This window comes from Pseudomonas sp. NUPR-002 (assembly GCF_056322725.1).
The window spans coordinates 2,581,371-2,599,962 of sequence record NZ_CM150476.1; the positions used below are offsets into that span (position 1 = coordinate 2,581,371).

Genomic DNA, 18,592 nt, shown 5'->3' on the forward strand with positions numbered 1-18,592 from the left:
GCCAAGGCACCGACTGATCGTGAGGCAGGCGGTGCGTTAACAGCTTAGAAGGACGCAGTCAGGCTGGTGTAGAACGTGCGACCTGGTTCGTTGTAGGTGGCAGCGCCAGCGCCTTCGATGCCGTTGACGCCTTGAGCGTTGCCGGCCCGGAACAAGCGTTTGTCGAACAGGTTGTCCATCCCGGTGGTCAGGCTCAGGTTCTTGGTTATGGCGTAGGTACCGCTGATACCCACCAACGCGTAGGGCGAAAGCTGGTCGTTGGCACTGCCGGTTACCCGATCACCATGATAGTCGTACTTTTTCGGTGTCTGCTTGCCGTACCACGCGACGCTCAATTGCATCGACAGATCTTCGTTGGCCTGCCAGTCGAGCATCGAGTTGAGGGTGTAGTCCGGCGTCACCGACAGCGTTTCGCCCGTGGTTTTGTTTTTCGATTGCAGCATGTACGTCAGGTTGTTGCTCCAGGTCAGCTGCGCGCTCAGCGGAATGGTCAAAGTGCCTTCCAGTCCCTCTACCAGGGCCTTGGGAATGTTCTCCCACTGATAGACCGCAGCGTTGGCGTTGGCGCCTGTGCCACCGCTGGCACTGCCGACAGGGCTTAGCCCCGAGTCGATTTTGTTTTTGTAGTCGTTGCGAAAGTACGTCAGCCCGGCGACCCAGCCGTTGTGCTTGAACTCGATCCCCAGCTCTTTGTTGACGCTGGTTTCGGCATCGAGGTTTTCGTTGCCCTGCAGGTAGCAACTGGTGGTTTGGCCGTAGCAGCCCTGGCCTCGGCTGTAGAGCAGGTAATCGGGGTTGAGCTGGTACAGGTTCGGCGCTTTGTAGGCGCGCGCGATACCGGCCTTGAGGGTCAGGGTGTCTGTCAGCGCATGCGACAGGTTGAGCGAGGGGCTCCAGTTGTCGCCGACGATGCTGTGATGGTCAAAGCGCAGGCCCGGGGTGAGCATGGTGCCGGGCAACAGTTCGATGTTGTCCTCGGCAAACAACGAGACGATCTGCGCCTGCGAAGTGGTGTCGCGGCCGCTGCTGGCCAGGCCATCGACGGCGCCGCCTTCGCTGGTTGACTGGGTGTTGGCGCTTGGGTCATCGAGCTTTTGCTGGCTCCACTCGGCGCCCAGTGTCAGGGTCTGGTCGCGCCAGGCGTGCAGTGGCAGATTAAGCTCGCCATGTGCCGTGAGGTCGCGCAGGGTCGAGGTGTAGAAGTCGGTGCTGCTGAAGATACCTTCGGTGCCGCCGGCCAAGCCTTCGTTAATGCGCGAATTGCGGGTTTTCTCGTATTGCAGGTAGGCCATGGAGCTGCCGAAGTCCCAGTCACCGTTGTGGGTGAGGGCGTAGCTTTCGCGGTACAGCCGGTTGGTTTCCTTGCCGAGCATGCTTTTTACGTTGGCATTGGAGTTGGTGTTCTGCGTGTCGCCGGTATAGATGTTGCCCTGACGGCTGAAGCCTGCTTCAAATGCCAGGCTCTGTTCCGGGCTCAGGCGCCAGGTCAGTTGGCCATTGAGGTCTTTGTTGCGTACGCCTTCGCGGCCCGCTGGGAGGGTGCCGGCCTGGTTGCCGGTGCGCGCCGACTCATGGCCCTGGTTGATGTCCCAGTCATCCGCGTCAGTCTTGGCCACGTTGCCGTACACGCGATAGCTGAGGTTGTCGGTGAGCGGCCCGTTGAGGCCGAAACTCATGCGTTTGGTCGCGCCTTCGTCACCGTGCTGGGGGAAGTTCTGGTAAACCGTGGCGTTGCCGTGGGTTCCGCTGGTCGCCTGTTTGGTGATGATGTTCACCACCCCACCCATGGCCCCGGAGCCGTAGCGTGCGGCTGCCGGGCCGCGAATCACTTCGATGCGCTCGACCTGGTCGGCCGGTACCCAGTTGGTATCGCCGCGCGAATCGCGCTCACCCCGCCAGCCGTAGCGCACCGAGCTGCGGCTGCTGACAGGTTTGCCGTCGACCAGAACCAAGGTGTTCTCCGGGCCCATGCCGCGAATGTCGATCTGGCGGTTGTTGCCGCGCTGGCCGCTGGTGGAGTTACCGGTCAGGTTGACCCCAGGCATGGTGCGGATGATCTGCGACAGGTCATTGGCCGGAGGGCGTTTCTTGATGTCTTCTGCGGTGATCACCGACACGCCAGGGGCCTGTTTGGTCTCTTCCAGCGCTGTGGCCACCACATTCTGGCTTTCCAGCTCGACGGGTTGTGACGCAGTGGTGGCAGCCTGCACAGCATTGGCCAGCAGGCAGCTGGTCAGCAGCAGAAAAGGGGCGAGGGGCAGCGAACGGGGCGACATCTTCGATCTCCGGAACATCGTGCGGAAGGTAAGAGGTCGCAGATGATAGTCAGTCTTATTTGAGAGTAAAGCTCATTAACTTTCTAAACATTTGTCGCTTGCTGGCAACACGATATGCAGGCACAAACCTGGTTGCGCATTGCTGGCCCACAGGCGCCCGCCTTGCAGTTCGATGCCGCGCCGGGCGATGGCCAGCCCCAGGCCGAAACCCGCACCGCTGTCGGCCAGGCGCTGATAGGGCGCGAAAACACGCTCCAGATCGGCCTCGGGCACGCCCGGGCCCTGGTCGCGCAGACGCAGGTGCCAGTGATCGCCTTCGCGCCAACCGTCGAGGCTGATCACACCGCTGGGCGGTGAATGGCGGATGGCGTTGCGCAACAGGTTTTCCATGGCTTGAGCCAGGCTGTTCAGGTGGGCCTGCACCTGGCAGTCGGTGCCAAGCGTGCAGGGCAGGCGGGTGTGCGCCCAGCCGCTTTCGAAGCAGGCGTCTTCGCACAGCGCTTCCCAGACCGAAAGCACCAGCACCGGTTCTGTGGGCAACTGCGGGTGTTGGGTGTCCATCCAAGCCAAGTCGAGGGTGTCGACCAACAGCTTTTGCATATCGTCCACTTCACGGCCCAAGCGCTCACGCAGTTGCTCGGGCGGCAAGTGGCTGTCATGGGCGATGCGCAGCCGCGCCAGTGGTGTACGCAGTTCGTGAGACAAGGTGCGCAACAGTAAACGTTGCTGTTCAAGGCTCTGGCGCAGGCGCCTGGCCATGTGTTCGAACGCCTGAGCCAGCTCGCCCAGTTCGTCGCGCCGCTCTTGTAAGGGCAGGCCCGGGCTCTCGAGGTCGTCGGCGCGCAGGGCATCGGCGCGCGAGCGCAAGCGGTTCAGCGGCACCACCAACTGACGGTACAGGGCCAGGCCCAACAGCAAGGCGAGCAACGTAGGCGCTACCCCGTGAGTGATGATATGGGTCCAGGGTGTCAGGCCGGTGGGTAGCAGACGTTCAGGCAACTGGATGACCAGGCGGCCATCGGCTGGCCGCTCGGGAAACTCGATACTGACGTACGGCAGCTCATCTTGCAGGCGTCGGCTCATCGGCCAATCGAGCTTGCGCATGAAGGTCAGATGTCCAGCTTCCTCGGCGCTCAGCGCGGTGTTGCCAAGGCTCTCCAGGCGCGGGCCGACCACGGCCACCCAGGTATTTTCGGCGCGTTGCAGTTGATTGCGATAGGCCTCGACACCGGCAGCGCCATCGTTGTGCCAAGCGGCCTCGGCTTGCTGTGCATAGCGCGCCAGGTACTGCTGATCTGCCGGGCTGAGAAAGTACGTGCTGCGCTCGACCGACAAGCCCCAGGTCCAGATCAACCACGTCAGCAGCAGACAAAAGCCAACCTGCAACGCCGCCAGCTTCCACAGCAGGGGGTGACGACGCATCAGGACATCTGCGCGTCGACCAGGATATAACCCTGGCCACGCACCGCTTGGATCTGCAAATGCTGCGCGCCGATATCGGCCAGCTTACGCCGCAGATTGCACACGTGCACGTCCAGGCCACGGTCCAGGCTGGTAAAGGCGCGGTGCAGCACCGTCTGATAGAGAAAGGCCTTGCTCAAGGCTTCCCCGGGATGGGCGCGCAAGGTGGCAAACAAACGGTACTCGGAACCGGTAAGCCCGGCGCTGCGACCTTGATGCACAAGATCCTGGGCATTCTGGTCGAGGGTCAATCCAGCGTCGTTGCTGGCTTGGGCCTGGCGTCTGTCCAGGGCAACACGGCGCAACAGCGCATCGACCCGCGCATCAAGCTCGGCGAGGCTGAACGGCTTGGGCAAGTAGTCATCTGCGCCACGGGTAAAACCACTGATACGGTCCTGCTCGGCGCCCAGTGCCGACATCAACATCACCGGCACCGACTGATCGCGACGCAGCTCGTCCAACAGGCGCAGGCCATCGACGCCCGGCAGCATGATGTCTAGCAGCAGCAAATCAAAACCACCCCGCTGCACCGCACTCAACGCCTGAGTGCCGGTTTCGCAGGCAGTGACGGTAAAGCCTCGGCGCTGGAAGTGACGTTCCAGGTCTTGACGCAGGTACGGATCGTCTTCAGCAAGGAGCAACGTGGGCGACACAGGAGGGCCTTTAATGAGAATTGGTTGCAAATACGAATGATCCCACTGCGGGCAGGGGGATGGCAATACCAGGGGGGCTTTGGACGAGGTGCCGGACCGGTGCGTACACGGGGGAAGTGCGGGATATCCACTGCGGTGCCTGCTTGGCAACAGGGTCTGCAGTGATGGGTGTTTTCTGCCTGCCGTTAACGGCTGCTATCGGCCAGAAGCAGTCGGTAGACAGGTTCGTGGCAAATTGGTAGCGTCTCGTTGTTGCGCTGAATCTTTACCGCGTCGAACTCGCGGTCATCCATGTAGCTTTTCTCTTTGGGCTATGTCGCGTTTGCTGCGACTCCCTCCTAGCTAAGCCAGGGTTTATGGGACGACAAAGAACGTATACGACATTGCTGTAGTGTCTTAATGCGACAGTAATGTCGCCCAATAGTAGCTAGGCTTCATTATGAAGAGCTTTCTTCTCGCTGCAGCGAAACTCACCACAGGCCTCTTCCTTGCAGGTTTAGCTCTCGCGATTTCGATCGTGCTTTTCTCCTGGGCAACCGATAGCTACAGGAGCAGCCAGGCCAAGCAGTACGAGACCATTAAGGAGTGGTCAGCAGACCTCAGCACGAATCTCGGCTTACAACTTCAGGCTAAAACAAAGGTTGTGTCCGGGAAGCTTTTGTTATCCGTAGATGTCGTCGGATATCCAGCCTACCTATCGGACCCTCGTTTGGCTGAACGAAACCAGAAAGCACAACTCATCATCTACTTCGTCGACTTGGATGGCTTCAGAGTCTTCAGCAAACCAATCGAGCTTTCCGAATTTAGTGGCATCGTAGGCGCGAAGGGCGAGAAACTTGGCCTTCGAACCCAACTGCAAGAATATGTCTCAATCGAGGACTACAAGAGGTTTCAGCATCTTCAGGTCGAATGGACCCTGGAAACCAAGGTGCCGCCAGACCTTGCGCTCGATGTAAAAGAAGATCAGAGTCGCCTTGATCACTGCGCTCCCAGCATATCGCGAGCAGAACGGCTCAAACGCCTATCAAGACACGGAGAGTTACGACAAACAAGCTCCGGCTCTTATTCTGCTGGCTCTCGATCCGTGCATTTTTTCCACGATGGAACACTACTAAATTGTGAATAAAGAGCTTCTGGCGCTGGTCCAGCGGTGGGCAACAATCGGCCAAGAGTGTACGTGTAACCAACACGACTCTTTAGTCGCTGCTCAATTAACAGTTGCTCCAAAAACAAAGCTTCGCACAAAAGCACACACCCACCAGCCTCTTCAAGGCAGGACATTTGAATCCAGAATATTATACTGAATCGTAGGCTGTGGCGTTTCTACTTTCCAGTCCAACTCCTCAGAAATCATTAGAGTATTATACCATTCATTAAAGTAGGCATTCGCCAGTTCCTCACTCTCGATAAACAGTCCATTCTCCAGCGAAAGAGTCGCATTTACGGACATGTTAAATGATCCCGTCCATACCGCATAAGGTTTAGGCGGGTAGCCACAATCTTCCGGCTTTAGGAAAACTAAAAACTTATGATGCATTAGAGGGTGTACTTTACCAGTTAAGCGACGATACCCAACACATCGAATAGCTATGTCGGCAATCTCACCCCCATCATCCAAATATTCCAACGTACTCTTTTGAAATTCACCATATGAGTAGGGCGCCAACGCCTTCAGTAATGCATATTTTTGACGAACCGTTTTGTATGAGGTTGGTGTGTGATCGACATCCGGCCGCAGAAAATCCTCTTTTTGTAGAACGATAGAGCATCCTCCATTCAGTTTCGCCAATGCATCAAGCACTGCATAACTGGTTAACCAAGCAACACACCCAACAACTGCTTCTGATGATGATATCTTACGGACAATAACTTTCTCGATTTCACGAAAATGGGCCTCAACGAGAGAAACATTTTTGACAGTGACAGAGTTATCAGATTGCGAAACACGCTCTGGCCGGATGTTGTTTGTATCAGTCATCCTAAATTTTAGGCTCTTGAGATCCATATCAATCAACTTATTTGCTCCTATGTTACGGCCACTAACGAGTCATCGACTGGATGATATCTACACCGATCTAGCCAGTCTCTTTTGAGAGAAATTCGAAATGCTAACGCATTTAACGCTTAGCTATACCATAGCCAAAGCCATAACGCACGATTTACTCCACGATTGACACATTATGCGCCGTTTTAAATGGGGGTGATTTAACGGAAAAGAAACAAGGTAACACTTGTCGCTGTACGAAAATAGAGTCAAAAACAGCATACGGAACAAGTCAGTGAGACCATCGCTCGGTACTTGATGGATAAGAATCCATGATTCAGCTATCGCGTTGCTTTTAACAGTTTTGGCCTATCGCCACCGACAGCTATTGGCCGGTAATTGCCCTTCGCGAAAGTCAGCTTTGGGTCGATAGCTGCCAGTCAATATTTACTGCTACCGGCCAATTGCTAACTTTCGCTTTACGTCGCAATCGACCAAAACCAGTCATCAAGTAAAAATTTGGTCCGATTGCGTGTACCTAAGACATGCATTATTTGTTCGGACGATATCCGTATTCCCAAATCAACGTTCTGCTTTTTTTCGGCACCAGCCAGGAGGTGAAATATTAGCTTTCTCAATTAGGTCTTGGAATTTTTCCTCCAGCTTCTTGAATGTTGAATTTAAGTCCGAACCGGCCTTTGTCGACGCCGCCTGGTAGGCCAACTCCAAGCTCGAAAAACCCTGTATTAATCTATGGCACTCACTTTGATGAGCATCGCATTTTAAAACTGAATGCAGCCCCATAAGCGCGGCAGAAACAAGAGCAAGGACACCACCTATCACATCCCAATGAGCACCAAATAGCTCTGGTTTGCTGAGAACCGTTGCTCCTGCCAAAGCAGAGAGTAGCGTGCTGCCACCCACCATCAGCCATCTAACCGGTGTCAAAATATCAAGCCAGTACTGATGGGCCCTCATCTCAGCTTGGCATCGCTGCACACGCTCGGAGCATAGTAGTCGCTGGCTATTCTCTAAGTCGTCCATAAAATTACCGGGTAATTTTTATTTTAATCAGTTGTGATTATCTTAGTTCATCTTAAGAGGCTGTCGAGCAAGCAGTTTAGATGGGAGCTCATTAAATTGATTGTGGATTTAAAGTTGGCTTGACCAGCGAGGCGCACTATTGGCAGTAATCGGCCAATTTTTACCGATGCCGATAGGCAGCGAAGGGGCGGAAGCGGTCGCTCATTAATGGCTGCTTTTGGCCGATTTATGCCGATTTCCAATGGCAGCATGTAGTCGTCCAGTCGGGCCGCATCTGCGGCCCTGTTATACCCTCGTGCGCTTAACGCACCGAAGCTTGTTCCGCCTGCACCGCACGACGCACTACCGCCGCGGTTGCCGAACGGGCTTCGACTTCATCCAACACCGCTTCCACCAGTGCCAGGCTCATTTCCAGCGATTGCTCTGTTGCCCACAACAACCCGCGTACCTCGGCATTGACCCTGTCACAGGCGTGGGCGTTGGTTTGAAAGGCGCTTTTGAGCAGGACGCAGGCATGCACCAGGGCATCTTCGGAGGAGACGCCGGCGCGCACGGCGAACAGTGGATCGTGGCTGCCGTTGCAGGTGCCGAAGGTGGTGCTGGTTTGGGTGGTGGAGGGTGGGGGATCGGGGACAATTTTTGTCATGGTGGAACTCCTTGATTGGTGGAGCCGCCACGTATCGCTACCAAACGATTGGGTGGCGGCTGTGCGCAGGTTGGTAGACCGGGAATCAAGGAACCCAGCGCGCACGAGTGCGCCCCACGCACAGCCGCCATAACACGAAACAGCGGGCACAAAAAAAGCGCCAACTGCTCGGATAGGACGCTTGTGCGCCTTGATTATCTTCCGGGCTACCAAACCCGGTCGCTGGATTGACAGCGACGCTGGCAGGGTAACGGTCTTGGGGGCGGGATTCAAGTAGGAGCGGGCTTGCCCCGCGATGCGATGTGACTGACAGATTGCTATCGCGGGGCAAGCCCGCTCCTACCGATTTGAGGTCGTAGGTTGAGGCTGCTATTGCCCCGCGATTCGCTTGACCAGCGCAGCATGACCGCTGGCATCGTCGCTGCGGGAAATGACCTGGATGACTGCCATGCGATCACCAGAACCTGCGATAAAGGTGCTGTTCAAGGTTTTACCGCCACCCAGGGTCGCGGTACTGTCGACTTGTCGCACACCCAGGCCGTTGCGGCTAAGGCGCGACTCGCCGGTTTGTCGAAAGTCCGGCAGCCCGGCGCTCTGGCGTTCGACGAAACCACTGACGGCGCCGTCGAGGAAGGCATCGTCGTTGTCGCCGGGGCGAGACGCTTCGGGGAGCGGTTTTTCGATCACCATGACCACACGCTTTTCCTGCGCATTGGCGTACAGCGTCCCCACGGCGTCTTCGCCTTCGCTGCGCTGCTCATCAGCGCTCAGCGGGCTGGCATCGTAGCCTGCTGGTAGGTTGAAGCTGAACTTGCCACCGAGTACCGCGACCTTCACTTCAGGTTTCGGCTGGGTGGTGGGTTTACTGGCGGCCTGCAGATTCGACAGGCCCAACAGGCCGACAACGGCCAGGGTCAGGGTCAGCGTCAGGGTTCTGGTGTTGAAAATCGACATACAGCCTCTCGAGGGGCAGGGCAGGGTGGATAGCTTCACATAAACCTGCTTGTGATCGTCAACGGCCCTTGATGAAGGGCCGTTGACGGTCGACGCTAGTTCACCATCACCTCGTCCACTGCCTGCTCGAGGGTGCTGACCGTGCGTTCGATATTGTGCAGCTTTTCAAGTCCGAACAGCCCAATACGGAAGGTCTGGAAGTCGGCCGGCTCGTCGCATTGCAACGGTACGCCAGCAGCGATCTGCAGACCGCGGGCGGCAAATTTCTTGCCGCTCTTGATGTCGGCATCATCGGTGTAGCTCACCACCACGCCAGGGGCCTGAAAGCCGGCGGCGGCCACGCTTTTGATGCCTTTGCCGGTCAACAGGGCGCGCACCCGATCGCCCAGCGTCTGTTGTTCGCCACGGAGTTTGTCGAAACCGTAGGCCTGCATCTCTTTGATCACTTCGTTGAATCGCGCGAGGGCGTCGCTGGGCATGGTTGCATGGTAGGCATGTCCGCCCTGTTCGTAGGCCTGCATGATCTGCAGCCATTTTTTCAGGTCGCAGGCAAAGCTGCTGCTCTGTGTCTGCTCGATGCGCGCCAGGGCCAACTCGCTGAACATCACCAGGGCGCAGCAAGGGGAGGCGCTCCAGCCTTTCTGCGGTGCGCTGATCAGCAGGTCGACTGCGCATTTGTGCATATCAACCCAAATCGTGCCTGAGGCGATGCAGTCCAGCACGAACAGGCCACCCACCGCATGCACGGCGTCACCGATGGCCCGCAGGTAGTCATCGGGCAGGATGATCCCTGATGAGGTTTCAACGTGGGGAGCGAAGACAATCTGCGGCTTCTGTGCCTCAATGGCTGCCAGCACTTCGTCCAGAGGCGGTGGAGCATAGGCGGCCTGACGACCCGCTTCGACCGGTCGCGCTTTGAGCACCGTGGTGGCCGCTGGGATGTTGCCCATTTCGAGGATCTGGCTCCAGCGATAACTGAACCAGCCGTTGCGAATCACCAGGCAGTGCTGGCCGGTGGCAAACTGACGCGCCACCGCCTCCATGCCGAACGTGCCGCTACCCGGGACCACTGCAACAGCCTGGGCGTTGTAGACCTGTTTGAGGGTCTTGGAAATGTTGTTCATCACGCCTTGAAATGACTGCGACATGTGGTTGAGCGAGCGGTCGGTGTAGACCACCGAGTACTCGACCAGCCCCTCAGGATCGATACTGGGGTAGAGCTTTGACATGGTGTGACTCCTTTGGCAGAGATTTCCTTGGTATCGACCCTGCCTCAAGCCTTGGCAAATGACAAGATTGCCTGGGGGGATTGTGTACACCTCCTGGCATCTCGCAGGTTCAGAACGTCTTGCTGACCGAGGCCACCACGGTGGCCGAGCAGACATCCTTGAAGCCCAGATAGCTGGCGCATTCGCTCTCGGAAAGGTCGGTGTCGATGTAGCTGACCGACCAATCAAGCGACAGCAGCGTGCGGGTCAGCTTCACTTCCCATTCATGGTAGTCGTCACGGCTGGCACCGTCATTGCTGAACCAGCTTGGGTCCTTGTAGTCGTTGCGCCCATAGCGCACCCGTAGTTCGGTGTCGTATGGCAACAGGGTGGTATAGCCCACATAGCTGTAGAGCATCGACTGGTCGCCGTTGAAGTTGTCTGAATAATTGCCACCCAGCAATACACCCCAGGCGTGCAGTTCGGCATGGTATTCGCCGTAGTTGAAGTCGCCCTGGCGCGGGTACACGTATTTGATGTACGAGGTGTCGAGGGTGACATCGTCGTTGATTTGCCAGAAGTAGCCGGCGTAGTAGTCCAGCTCCTGGCGCGTGCTGCTGCCGAAACCGAAGTCGACGTTCGAGCTCCATACGCCGGCGTACAGGCCGCTGGAGTGAGCCAGGGTCACAGAGCCCTGCAGGGCCGGATCGTTCTGGGTCTGGGAGATGCCACGGGTGCGGTAGTCGCTGAACAGACCAGCCTTGGCCTCGAGGCTGAGGTCGTCGTTGAGGGTGATGGCATGGGCCAGCGGGGTGCAGATGAGCAGGCCGCCTGCGATAAGGTTGCGTACGGTCATTCGATACGTTCCAATTATTATTGTTGTTGTGCACGGTGAAGCAGGTGTGGCTTTGGCGGGCAAATCCGCACCCACAGGGATTTGTGTTGCGCCTGCGGGGGCGGGTTTGCCCGTGCAGCAGTCAGCGCTGGTAGATCTGCTTGCCGGCGAACCAGGTCTGCAGCACCTGGGTGTCACGCAGCGCCTCGGGGGCGACGCTGAACACATCGCGGTCGAGGACGATCATGTCGGCCTGCTTGCCAGCCTTCAGTGAGCCGACCTGCTGTTCCAGGCGCATGGCGCGGGCGGCATTGAGGGTGTAGGCCTGGAACATGGTTTCCCGGTCGATGGCCTCGTCAGCATTGAGCACGCCCTTGGGGCCCTTGCGGCTCACTGCCTGATAGATCGCCTTCCATGGCTCTGGGGTGGTGATCGGCCAGTCGCTGGCGCCGGCGATGGTCGCACCGGCCTTGTACAGAGAATGGGCCGGGTAGCTGTGGGCGAAGGCATGCGCGTCGACATACGGTTTGACCAGATCGAGGTTAGTCTCGTCGGCACTGGCCCAGTACAACTGCATCGAAGCGATCACATCGAGTTGCTTGAAGCGCGGATAGTCCTGAGCGCTGACCATTTGCAAGTGGGTGATCGAATGGGGAACGCCGCTGTGACGTGCGCGTCGAGCCTGTTCCACGCCGTTGAGTGCCTCGCGCACGGCGCGATCGCCGATGGCATGCACATGCACCAGCCAGCCACGAGCGTCGGCGGCATCGACCAGTTCACCGAAGTGCTTCGGGTCCAGCAGCAGTTCGCCGCGTTGGCCGGAGTTCTTGTAGGGCTCGAGCATCGCCGCGCTCTGCGCCGGCATTTCGGCGACGCCGTCGGCGAATACCTTGATGCCGGGCAGGGTGAGGTTGCGCACGCCGAGGAACTGCTGGCGTACCTTGTCCAGCGCATCCAGGTCGGTCGGGCGGGCCTTGGCGTCGGCCATCAGCAACGCGGCGATGTGGGCCGTCAACTCACCCCGCTCGGAGAGGTCCTTGTAGACCGGTAACACGCCCAGCGAGTCGTTCTTCACATCCGCGCCGGGCAGTTCGTTGGCCAGCGGATCCATCCAGCCGGTAATGCCGAGCTGCCTGGAGTAGTCCAGGGCCATCCGCCCGGCGGTCATCAGGGTGTCGTGGGACAGCGGCGGCAGCAGGTCGGTCACCGGGTAGTAGCTGGCGTCAGCCAGAAATCCGTTGGGCGTGCCGTCCTGGTGTTGGCCAATGGTGCTGCGCGCTTCGGCGGGCAACGCCGCAATGGTCTTGGCATCGATCTTGGCGCGCTTGAGCAGGGCCTGGTTGGCCCAGCCGGTGTGCATGTCGTTGGCGGCCAGCAGGATTGGCTGTTCGGCCCATTCGCCCTGGTTGAAGCGCTGCTCCAGGGCCGGGATGTCATCCCAGTAGGTCCCCGGCACGCCACCGACGGCCAGGAATTCGCCACGCACTGCCTTGCCATCTTTGCGCCACGCGCGCAGGCGCTGTTCCAGTTCATCAAGGGGGATCTGCTCACCCATCAGGTTGGCCAACTCCAGTTGCAGGCCGCCTTTGATGGCATGGGAGTGGGAGTCGAGCATGCCTGGCATCAGCACCTTGCCGCCCAGGTCGATGACCCGGGTGCCGTCGGCCTTCAGGCCCAGCACAGCCTGGTCCGAGCCCACGGCGACGATCTTCTCGCCCTCGATCGCCAGCGCCTGCTGCAGCGGCTGGCCCGGCTCGGCGGTGTAGACCTTGGCGTTGTGAAAGATCACGTCCACTGCCGCGAAGCTGTGCAGGGAGGTACAGGCCAGGCCCGCGCTGATCGCCATCTTCAGAAGGTGGTTCATTCGATGCCTCGTTGTTGTTGTGATGGAGCCGCAGCCTAGTCAAAGCGCAAGGCCGGTTAAATGCGACGACAGGCACAACTTTTTTCGCGATCAGGAAACAATCTCTGGCTTACGATTGCCTCGGTGCAAGCCACAGGCTGCACGCTGCCTATTCAAATCCGCGCCGTTTGCGGGCTTGATAAAAGGGCGTGGATACTCTCACGCTCCCCTCCATTGCCTCGCTTGTGCCGAACAGGAAGAAACCATGGACAAAATGACGGCCCTGACCATATTCGTCGCCGCCGCCGAGCACGGCAGCTTCAGCCGAGCGGCCGAGCAGTTGGGCAAGACGCCCTCGGCCATCACCAAGGCCGTTGCCCACCTGGAAGCCGAGCTTGGGGTGCGCTTGTTTGAGCGCACCACCCGGCGCATGGCGCTCACCGAGGCCGGCAGCCTGTACCTGGAAGGCGCGCGCCAGGCCTTGATGCACCTGCAGCTGGTGACCGAGGAGGTGGAGCAGTTGCAAAACGAGCTGCGTGGCACCCTGCGCATCACCGCGCCGCCATCGTTTGGCCCGGCGTTTCTCAACCAGGTGTGCTTTCGCTTCATGCGCGAACACCCGCAGGTGCGTTTGGAGGTCAACCTTAACGACGCCAACGAAGACCTGATCGACGGCGGTTACGACCTGTCGCTGCGCGATGGCCCCACCGACCAGCCGGAGCTGATCGCCCAGCCACTGATCGAGAACCGCGTGATCCTCTGTGCCAGCCCCGACTACCTGGCCGGCCGTGGCGAGGCCATCACCTTGGAGAACTACGCCCAGCACGACTGGCTGCTGCTGCGCCACCCTCTGCTCAACCGCAGCTTCTGGTGGGTCGAGCACCAGGGCCAGACCTTGCGCGTGCGCCAGCCCACGCCTCGGCTGGTGAGCGATAACTTCGACTTCCTGCTCGCCTGCTTGCTCGATGGTCATGGCCTGCAGTTCGTGCCCACCTGGTGCGCCGCGCCGTATCTGGCCACGGGGCAATTGGTGGAGGTGCTGCCCGACTATTGGCGGGCGTTGAGCGCCTTCGGACCCTGGGTGCACGTGCTGTACCTGCCCCATCGCCGCAGCACGCGCAAGGTGCAAGCCTTCATCGCCTTACTGCGCGAGCAATTGCGCAGCCAGGGGTTGTAGTCGAGGCGGGTAGGGGAGGCAATTGTTCCGCTCAGGCACAAAAGTTGTGCAGGTTGTGGCGATGATCGAGCGGGGGAGGCTCGCTAGGCTAGCGGTGGTTGCCTGAATCCAGTGTCCGCATTCTTTCCAGAACTGCAACGATGCCTCGAGCCTTCTGTACCAGGAGTTCCCCGCAGTGAAGATCCATACCCTAGTCACCGATGTCCGCACGCCCGTCGAACGGGGTCGCCAGATCGGCGAGCGCTTTGCCGAGCAGATCCGCCACACCACCCAGCGCTATCTGGATTTCTTCCCGCGGGTGGGGGTGTCCCTGCGTGAAGCGCAGCGTATCGGCGAAAACAGCCTGGCAGCCCTGCAAGCCTGGAGCCCGAACCTGGCGGCCGAGGTGATCGGTATGGCCCGCGGCGTCGACCTGCCGTTGTGGCAGCTGGCAAGCCTGAACGCCCGCACCGAGGTCCTGGCCGCACGCACCCGTCACAGCGAATGCTCCACCACCGTGCATGCGCCGCGCGGCCCACGCGCGCCGCAGACCCTGCAAACCTGGGACTGGCACGACAGCCTCTGCCCCCACGGCCTGATGCTGGCGCTGCATACCGAGCGTGGCATGAACGTCAAACTGTTCTGCGAATTCGGCATGCTCGCCAAGCTGGGCGTGAACAGCGCAGGCCTGGGCCTGCATTTCAACATTCTCCACCACACCAGCGACAACGACAGCGGGGGTGTGCCGGTGCACGCCATTGCCCGTCGTCTGCTCGAAGACGCCAGCAGCGTAGAGGAAGCTATCGAGCTGGCCCGTTCGGCGCGGGTCAGCGCCTCCACCGTGCTCACCGTGTTCTCTCGCGAAGACAGCAGCCCGCGCGCCGTCAGCATCGAACTGAGCCCAGAGCGCACGGCGCTGGTGCTACCGCGTGAAGACGGCTGGTTGCTGCACACCAACCACTTCCTCGACCCGCAACTGAGCCTGGGCGAACAGGTCGCTGACCGCGCCGACACCCAGTGCCGCCTGGGTCACCTGGAACAGGTGATCGGCCAGATGGGCAGCGCCGACCTGCGCGCCCGTGCCGAAGCCATGTGCGGCGCGCAGGGTGACAGCGCACCGATCTGCTTCCACCCGGACATGGCCATGCCTGATACCGAGCGTTGGGAAACCCTGCTGAGCGTGGGGATCGATACCGAGCGCTGTTTGTTGGAATACGTGGCGGGCACGCCGCTGCAACTGGCCAAGGCTGGCTTCGAACGCTTCTGAGCCCACCCGGTGCCGCCAGAACAAGGCGGCGCCCGCTGACAATGAGAATAACAACAATGCATGCGGAACATTCCAACCCTGCGTCGTCCCGGTCTGCGTTGCGGACCTTTTGCGTCTCCGGCATGGGCACTGCGCTGGAGTTCTATGATTTCATCATCTACGGCACTGCGGCTGCGCTGGTGTTTCCCCAGGTGTTCTTTCCCCAGATGGACCACCTGACCGCGACCTTGGTGGCCTTCAGCGCCTTTGGCGCAGGCTTCTTCGCCCGTCCGCTGGGTGGTTTGGTGTTCGGCCACTACGGTGACCGCATCGGTCGCCAAAAGGTGCTGGTCGCGACCTTGTTGCTCATGGGCCTGAGCACCTTCCTCATCGGTTGCTTGCCAAGCCATGCCAGCATCGGCGTCGCTGCGCCGATCCTGCTGGTGCTGTTGCGCCTGATCCAGGGCTTTGCCGCCGGAGGCGAATGGGGCGGTGCCGCGCTGTTCGGCATCGAAGCGGCGCCGCCGGGCAGGCGAGGGCTGTGGGGCAGCTTCACCAGCATGGGCATCGGTATCGGAGGGATTCTCGGCGCTGCGGTGTTCGCCATCGTCAGCGCCGCCTTCAACGACAACCTGGTGGACTTTGCCTGGCGTATCCCGTTCTGGCTCGGTGGTGCCTTGGTGCTGATCGGCCTGTACGCACGGCTGAAGGCACCGACACCGGTTGCCGCGCCGGCAGTCAAGCCGGTCCGAGCTCCGCTGGCCGAGGCCTTGCGTCAGCGTCCACGTCAGTTGCTGCTGTGCACCGGGATTGCCTTCGGCTACTGCACTATTGCCTACATCGGCAGCACCTTCTTCCTGACCTACGCCACCCAAGTAGGCTTCGGCAGCACCCAGGCGTTGATCTTCGACCTGACCTTGTCGATCGCCATCGTGTTCTCCGCGCCGCTGTTCGGCTACCTGTCCGACCGTCTGGGCCGGCGCACGGTGATGGTGTTCGGGGCGGTGGTCATGGCGCTCGGGCTGTTCGCTTTCTTCGAGCTGGTCGGCATGAAGAGCTTCGGCATCGCTTTGTTCGCCTACAGCCTCACAGGCCTGTTGATGGGCGCGACCCAAGGGCCGATCCCGGCGTTCCTGGGCGAGCAGTTTCCACGCAGCATGCGCTACTCGGGGATCTCCTTCAGTTACCAGATCGGCGCGGCGCTGGGTGGGGGCACCGCATCGAGTATCGCCACGGCGATCCTTATCCTCACTGACCACAACCCGCTGGGTGTGGCGATGTATGGAGCTGTGGCACTGACATTAGTCGCAGTGTGCTCATTGAAGCTACGGGAGACATCGCGGTTGAGCATGGCGAAAATCGATGAAGAAGCTGATGGTGGTGCAGGTGCAAGCGAAGTTGCTGCGACGCTAATGGGCATTGGCGACAAACAATAGAAGCCGCTTCACATCGCGGCGGATCTAAGTTGGCGACTTTGCAAAAACTGACTCGGTGGGAGCGGGCTTGCCCCGCGATGCGGTGTGTCTGGAGGGCCGCCATCGCGGGGCAAGGCCGCTCCCACCGAGCAATAACGTGATCAACGGAGGGGCCTTGTAGCGGTGGCGCTACAGGGCGTTCGCAAAACGCTCGCCACACAAACAGCGTCAGTTCTGCGCCATCCGAAAGCACAGGTTCACGGTCGTTCCCTTGTTTTTGCCGGTGGCCAGGCTTGCGTGACCACCAAAGCGCTGCATGATCAATTTCACCAACATCAAACCGATTCCAAAGCCTCCCTGTTTGATCGCGCAACGGGGCCGAAACAGTGCTTTCTGTTGGGCAGCGGTCAATCCCTTGCCGGTGTCCTGTACGGTGATGTTCAACCGCTTGAACGAGCGTTGATTGATGGTTATGTACAAAATCCCGCCGTCTGGCATCGCATCTATCGCATTGGATACCAGGCTGTCCAATATTTGAACGAGCAACCGGTGATGACCGGTGACCGGCAAGGTGCGGGTGGCTGAAAACTCAACATGTACATTGGCGTTGCTTAATGGCAGTTCAAGATTTCGCAAAGTCTCAAGCACTGCGTCTACCGGATCGACTTTACCGATTTCACCCTTCAGCGAAGTGGACGCCACATGCAGTTCCTTGATCCAGTCTGACATGCAGTCGACCTGGTTGATGATGTCCCCGATGTTTTTGCAGGCCGCTTGAGTGCCGATCTCCAGGGCCAGTTCTGCACTGGAACGGACCGCGGCGAGCGGGTTGCGTAAGTTGTGAGCCACAACGCTGGACACGTCGTTAAGCAAGGCGGCCATTTCGTGGTCGATGTTCTTCTGAGTCCTCGAAGGAAACAGGTTGCCAAGCCTACCGGTAAAGGAGAGGAGACCAAGGTAGATCAACGCTGCGCCAATCGAGCAGGCCAACCACATCACCAGGTAACCTGATCGAGTGTTGGTCAGCCAACCGGGGTGTTCGGTATAGAACTCGACCACTGAGGGCACTTCTCCGGCCTTGTTGACGAGCGGGATGTAATGCTCGATAAACAGGTTGCTTGGCTTTCGAATGAACTGCTGTTCTTTGCGACTTTCTTTTACCTGGTGGTAGCTTGCAACGACGCCACCCTTACCGGACTCAGTGCTCTCAAGTTCGTCGTTGTCTGGGAATTGCTGGCCGATCAGTTTTGAGTTGCTGGACCAGATAATGACTTTGTCGGGTGCATAAACATTGATTAACAACGTATCCGACTGTTTGGCAATGTTGCTCAGGCTCTGAAAAAACAGATTTCGTGATTTCTGACGATTGATCCGGGTTTCCTGCGGCAAGCCGCTGTCTGCACGCGAGTCCAGCAGGTCGCTTGTCTGATATCCCGGCAGCCCCGTGCTACCCGTATCCACTGCGCCCAAGGCCTGTATGAACTTGGCCGTGAGGGCGGTACTTTGTTCGGTGCTGATACTGACAATCACGCTGGTGGCAACCAGCCCAACCAAGGCGGCCACCGCAATGATGCGGGCTCCGATGGGAAGCGAGGGCCTTCGGATGACGTTGAGTTTCGCCCAAAGCGAAGCGCGTTGATGCCGACCGGCGTTTTCGATCGCCGAGGTTGGTAGGTTAGTCTCGTGAGTTTGCTGCATGAGCTTCACACCTCGAGATTGTGAAAGAACACTCTGCACTGCAGTTCAGATCATGGAACAAGCACGCACCATGCCAGGCTCGATAGCCCCTGGCGCTTGGGTTGGGGCTCCGGCGCGCTAAAGGTGGCACCCAAAAAGCACCCTCATTTGGGGGTTGATTGGGTTTATGACAC

At 59.1% G+C, this 18,592-nt stretch carries 15 protein-coding genes; 4 read left to right on the top strand and 11 right to left on the bottom strand.

The window, feature by feature from the left end; translation table 11 throughout:
* Positions 1-44: 44 nt before the first annotated feature.
* The 3 genes from ACVWSC_RS11795 to ACVWSC_RS11805 form a co-directional block, all read right to left on the bottom strand.
* Entirely contained in the window at positions 45-2,276 is a 2,232-nt protein-coding gene (locus ACVWSC_RS11795) for a TonB-dependent siderophore receptor (protein WP_442113808.1), read from the bottom strand.
* Positions 2,277-2,351: 75 nt separating this feature from the next.
* Positions 2,352-3,698 (bottom strand): HAMP domain-containing sensor histidine kinase, encoded by a 1,347-nt coding sequence (locus tag ACVWSC_RS11800; protein WP_442113809.1) that lies wholly within the window; start codon positions 3,696-3,698, stop codon positions 2,352-2,354.
* Positions 3,698-4,390 carry a response regulator transcription factor gene (locus ACVWSC_RS11805; protein ID WP_442113810.1) on the bottom strand — a complete coding sequence of 231 codons (693 nt, stop codon included), beginning with the start codon at positions 4,388-4,390 and terminating at the stop codon, positions 3,698-3,700. The genes ACVWSC_RS11800 and ACVWSC_RS11805 overlap by 1 nt, the downstream gene beginning before the upstream one ends.
* A 439-nt stretch (positions 4,391-4,829) precedes the next feature.
* Here ACVWSC_RS11805 and ACVWSC_RS11810 point away from each other — a divergent pair, with 439 nt between their 5' ends.
* Positions 4,830-5,516: a hypothetical protein gene (locus tag ACVWSC_RS11810; protein ID WP_442113811.1), complete on the top strand. Its 687-nt coding sequence runs from the start codon at positions 4,830-4,832 to the stop codon at positions 5,514-5,516.
* Between the two features lie 141 nt (positions 5,517-5,657).
* Here the strand turns inward: ACVWSC_RS11810 and ACVWSC_RS11815 are convergent, their stop codons facing one another.
* The 7 genes from ACVWSC_RS11815 to ACVWSC_RS11845 form a co-directional block, all read right to left on the bottom strand.
* The gene (locus tag ACVWSC_RS11815) at positions 5,658-6,404 is read right to left on the bottom strand and encodes a phospholipase D-like domain-containing protein (protein WP_442113812.1); all 747 of its coding nucleotides are present in this window, start codon (positions 6,402-6,404) and stop codon (positions 5,658-5,660) included.
* Positions 6,405-6,956: 552 nt separating this feature from the next.
* Positions 6,957-7,418 (bottom strand): hypothetical protein, encoded by a 462-nt coding sequence (locus ACVWSC_RS11820; RefSeq protein WP_442113813.1) that lies wholly within the window; start codon positions 7,416-7,418, stop codon positions 6,957-6,959.
* Between the two features lie 301 nt (positions 7,419-7,719).
* Positions 7,720-8,064, bottom strand: coding sequence for a DUF6124 family protein (locus ACVWSC_RS11825; RefSeq protein ID WP_442113814.1), 345 nt, complete (start codon positions 8,062-8,064; stop codon positions 7,720-7,722).
* Positions 8,065-8,433: 369 nt separating this feature from the next.
* Positions 8,434-9,018 carry a DcrB/PsbP domain-containing protein gene (locus ACVWSC_RS11830; RefSeq protein ID WP_442113815.1) on the bottom strand — a complete coding sequence of 195 codons (585 nt, stop codon included), beginning with the start codon at positions 9,016-9,018 and terminating at the stop codon, positions 8,434-8,436.
* 95 nt (positions 9,019-9,113) lie between these two features.
* The gene (locus ACVWSC_RS11835) at positions 9,114-10,247 is read right to left on the bottom strand and encodes an aminotransferase class V-fold PLP-dependent enzyme (RefSeq protein ID WP_442113816.1); all 1,134 of its coding nucleotides are present in this window, start codon (positions 10,245-10,247) and stop codon (positions 9,114-9,116) included.
* Positions 10,248-10,356: 109 nt separating this feature from the next.
* A complete protein-coding gene (locus tag ACVWSC_RS11840; RefSeq protein ID WP_442113817.1) occupies positions 10,357-11,082 on the bottom strand; it encodes a TorF family putative porin in 726 nt (241 codons plus the stop codon).
* Between the two features lie 121 nt (positions 11,083-11,203).
* Positions 11,204-12,925 carry an amidohydrolase gene (locus tag ACVWSC_RS11845; protein WP_442113818.1) on the bottom strand — a complete coding sequence of 574 codons (1,722 nt, stop codon included), beginning with the start codon at positions 12,923-12,925 and terminating at the stop codon, positions 11,204-11,206.
* Between the two features lie 244 nt (positions 12,926-13,169).
* Here ACVWSC_RS11845 and ACVWSC_RS11850 point away from each other — a divergent pair, with 244 nt between their 5' ends.
* The 3 genes from ACVWSC_RS11850 (at position 13,170) to ACVWSC_RS11860 (ending at position 16,742) form a co-directional block, all read left to right on the top strand.
* A complete protein-coding gene (locus ACVWSC_RS11850; protein ID WP_442113819.1) occupies positions 13,170-14,081 on the top strand; it encodes a LysR family transcriptional regulator in 912 nt (303 codons plus the stop codon).
* A gap of 175 nt (positions 14,082-14,256) precedes the next feature.
* On the top strand, positions 14,257-15,327 hold the full coding sequence (locus ACVWSC_RS11855) for a C45 family autoproteolytic acyltransferase/hydolase (RefSeq protein WP_442113820.1): 1,071 nt from the start codon (positions 14,257-14,259) through the stop codon (positions 15,325-15,327).
* Between the two features lie 56 nt (positions 15,328-15,383).
* Positions 15,384-16,742, top strand: coding sequence for an MFS transporter (locus ACVWSC_RS11860; RefSeq protein ID WP_442113821.1), 1,359 nt, complete (start codon positions 15,384-15,386; stop codon positions 16,740-16,742).
* A 207-nt stretch (positions 16,743-16,949) separates the two neighbouring features.
* Here ACVWSC_RS11860 and ACVWSC_RS11865 read toward each other — a convergent pair whose 3' ends face one another.
* Positions 16,950-18,419 carry a sensor histidine kinase gene (locus ACVWSC_RS11865; protein ID WP_442113822.1) on the bottom strand — a complete coding sequence of 490 codons (1,470 nt, stop codon included), beginning with the start codon at positions 18,417-18,419 and terminating at the stop codon, positions 16,950-16,952.
* Positions 18,420-18,592: the final 173 nt, after the last annotated feature.

Excerpts from the sequence above, each read along its gene's own strand:
- ACVWSC_RS11835 (WP_442113816.1), bottom strand. The coding sequence starts at position 10,247 with ATGTCAAAGCTCTACCCCAGTATCGATCCTGAGGGGCTGGTCGAGTAC.
- ACVWSC_RS11845 (WP_442113818.1), bottom strand. The coding sequence starts at position 12,925 with ATGAACCACCTTCTGAAGATGGCGATCAGCGCGGGCCTGGCCTGTACC.
- ACVWSC_RS11800 (WP_442113809.1), bottom strand. The coding sequence starts at position 3,698 with ATGCGTCGTCACCCCCTGCTGTGGAAGCTGGCGGCGTTGCAGGTTGGC.
- ACVWSC_RS11850 (WP_442113819.1), top strand. The coding sequence starts at position 13,170 with ATGGACAAAATGACGGCCCTGACCATATTCGTCGCCGCCGCCGAGCAC.
- ACVWSC_RS11840 (WP_442113817.1), bottom strand. The coding sequence starts at position 11,082 with ATGACCGTACGCAACCTTATCGCAGGCGGCCTGCTCATCTGCACCCCG.
- ACVWSC_RS11810 (WP_442113811.1), top strand. The coding sequence starts at position 4,830 with ATGAAGAGCTTTCTTCTCGCTGCAGCGAAACTCACCACAGGCCTCTTC.
- ACVWSC_RS11820 (WP_442113813.1), bottom strand. The coding sequence starts at position 7,418 with ATGGACGACTTAGAGAATAGCCAGCGACTACTATGCTCCGAGCGTGTG.
- ACVWSC_RS11795 (WP_442113808.1), bottom strand. The coding sequence starts at position 2,276 with ATGTCGCCCCGTTCGCTGCCCCTCGCCCCTTTTCTGCTGCTGACCAGC.
- ACVWSC_RS11860 (WP_442113821.1), top strand. The coding sequence starts at position 15,384 with ATGCATGCGGAACATTCCAACCCTGCGTCGTCCCGGTCTGCGTTGCGG.
- ACVWSC_RS11830 (WP_442113815.1), bottom strand. The coding sequence starts at position 9,018 with ATGTCGATTTTCAACACCAGAACCCTGACGCTGACCCTGACCCTGGCC.
- ACVWSC_RS11865 (WP_442113822.1), bottom strand. The coding sequence starts at position 18,419 with ATGCAGCAAACTCACGAGACTAACCTACCAACCTCGGCGATCGAAAAC.
- ACVWSC_RS11825 (WP_442113814.1), bottom strand. The coding sequence starts at position 8,064 with ATGACAAAAATTGTCCCCGATCCCCCACCCTCCACCACCCAAACCAGC.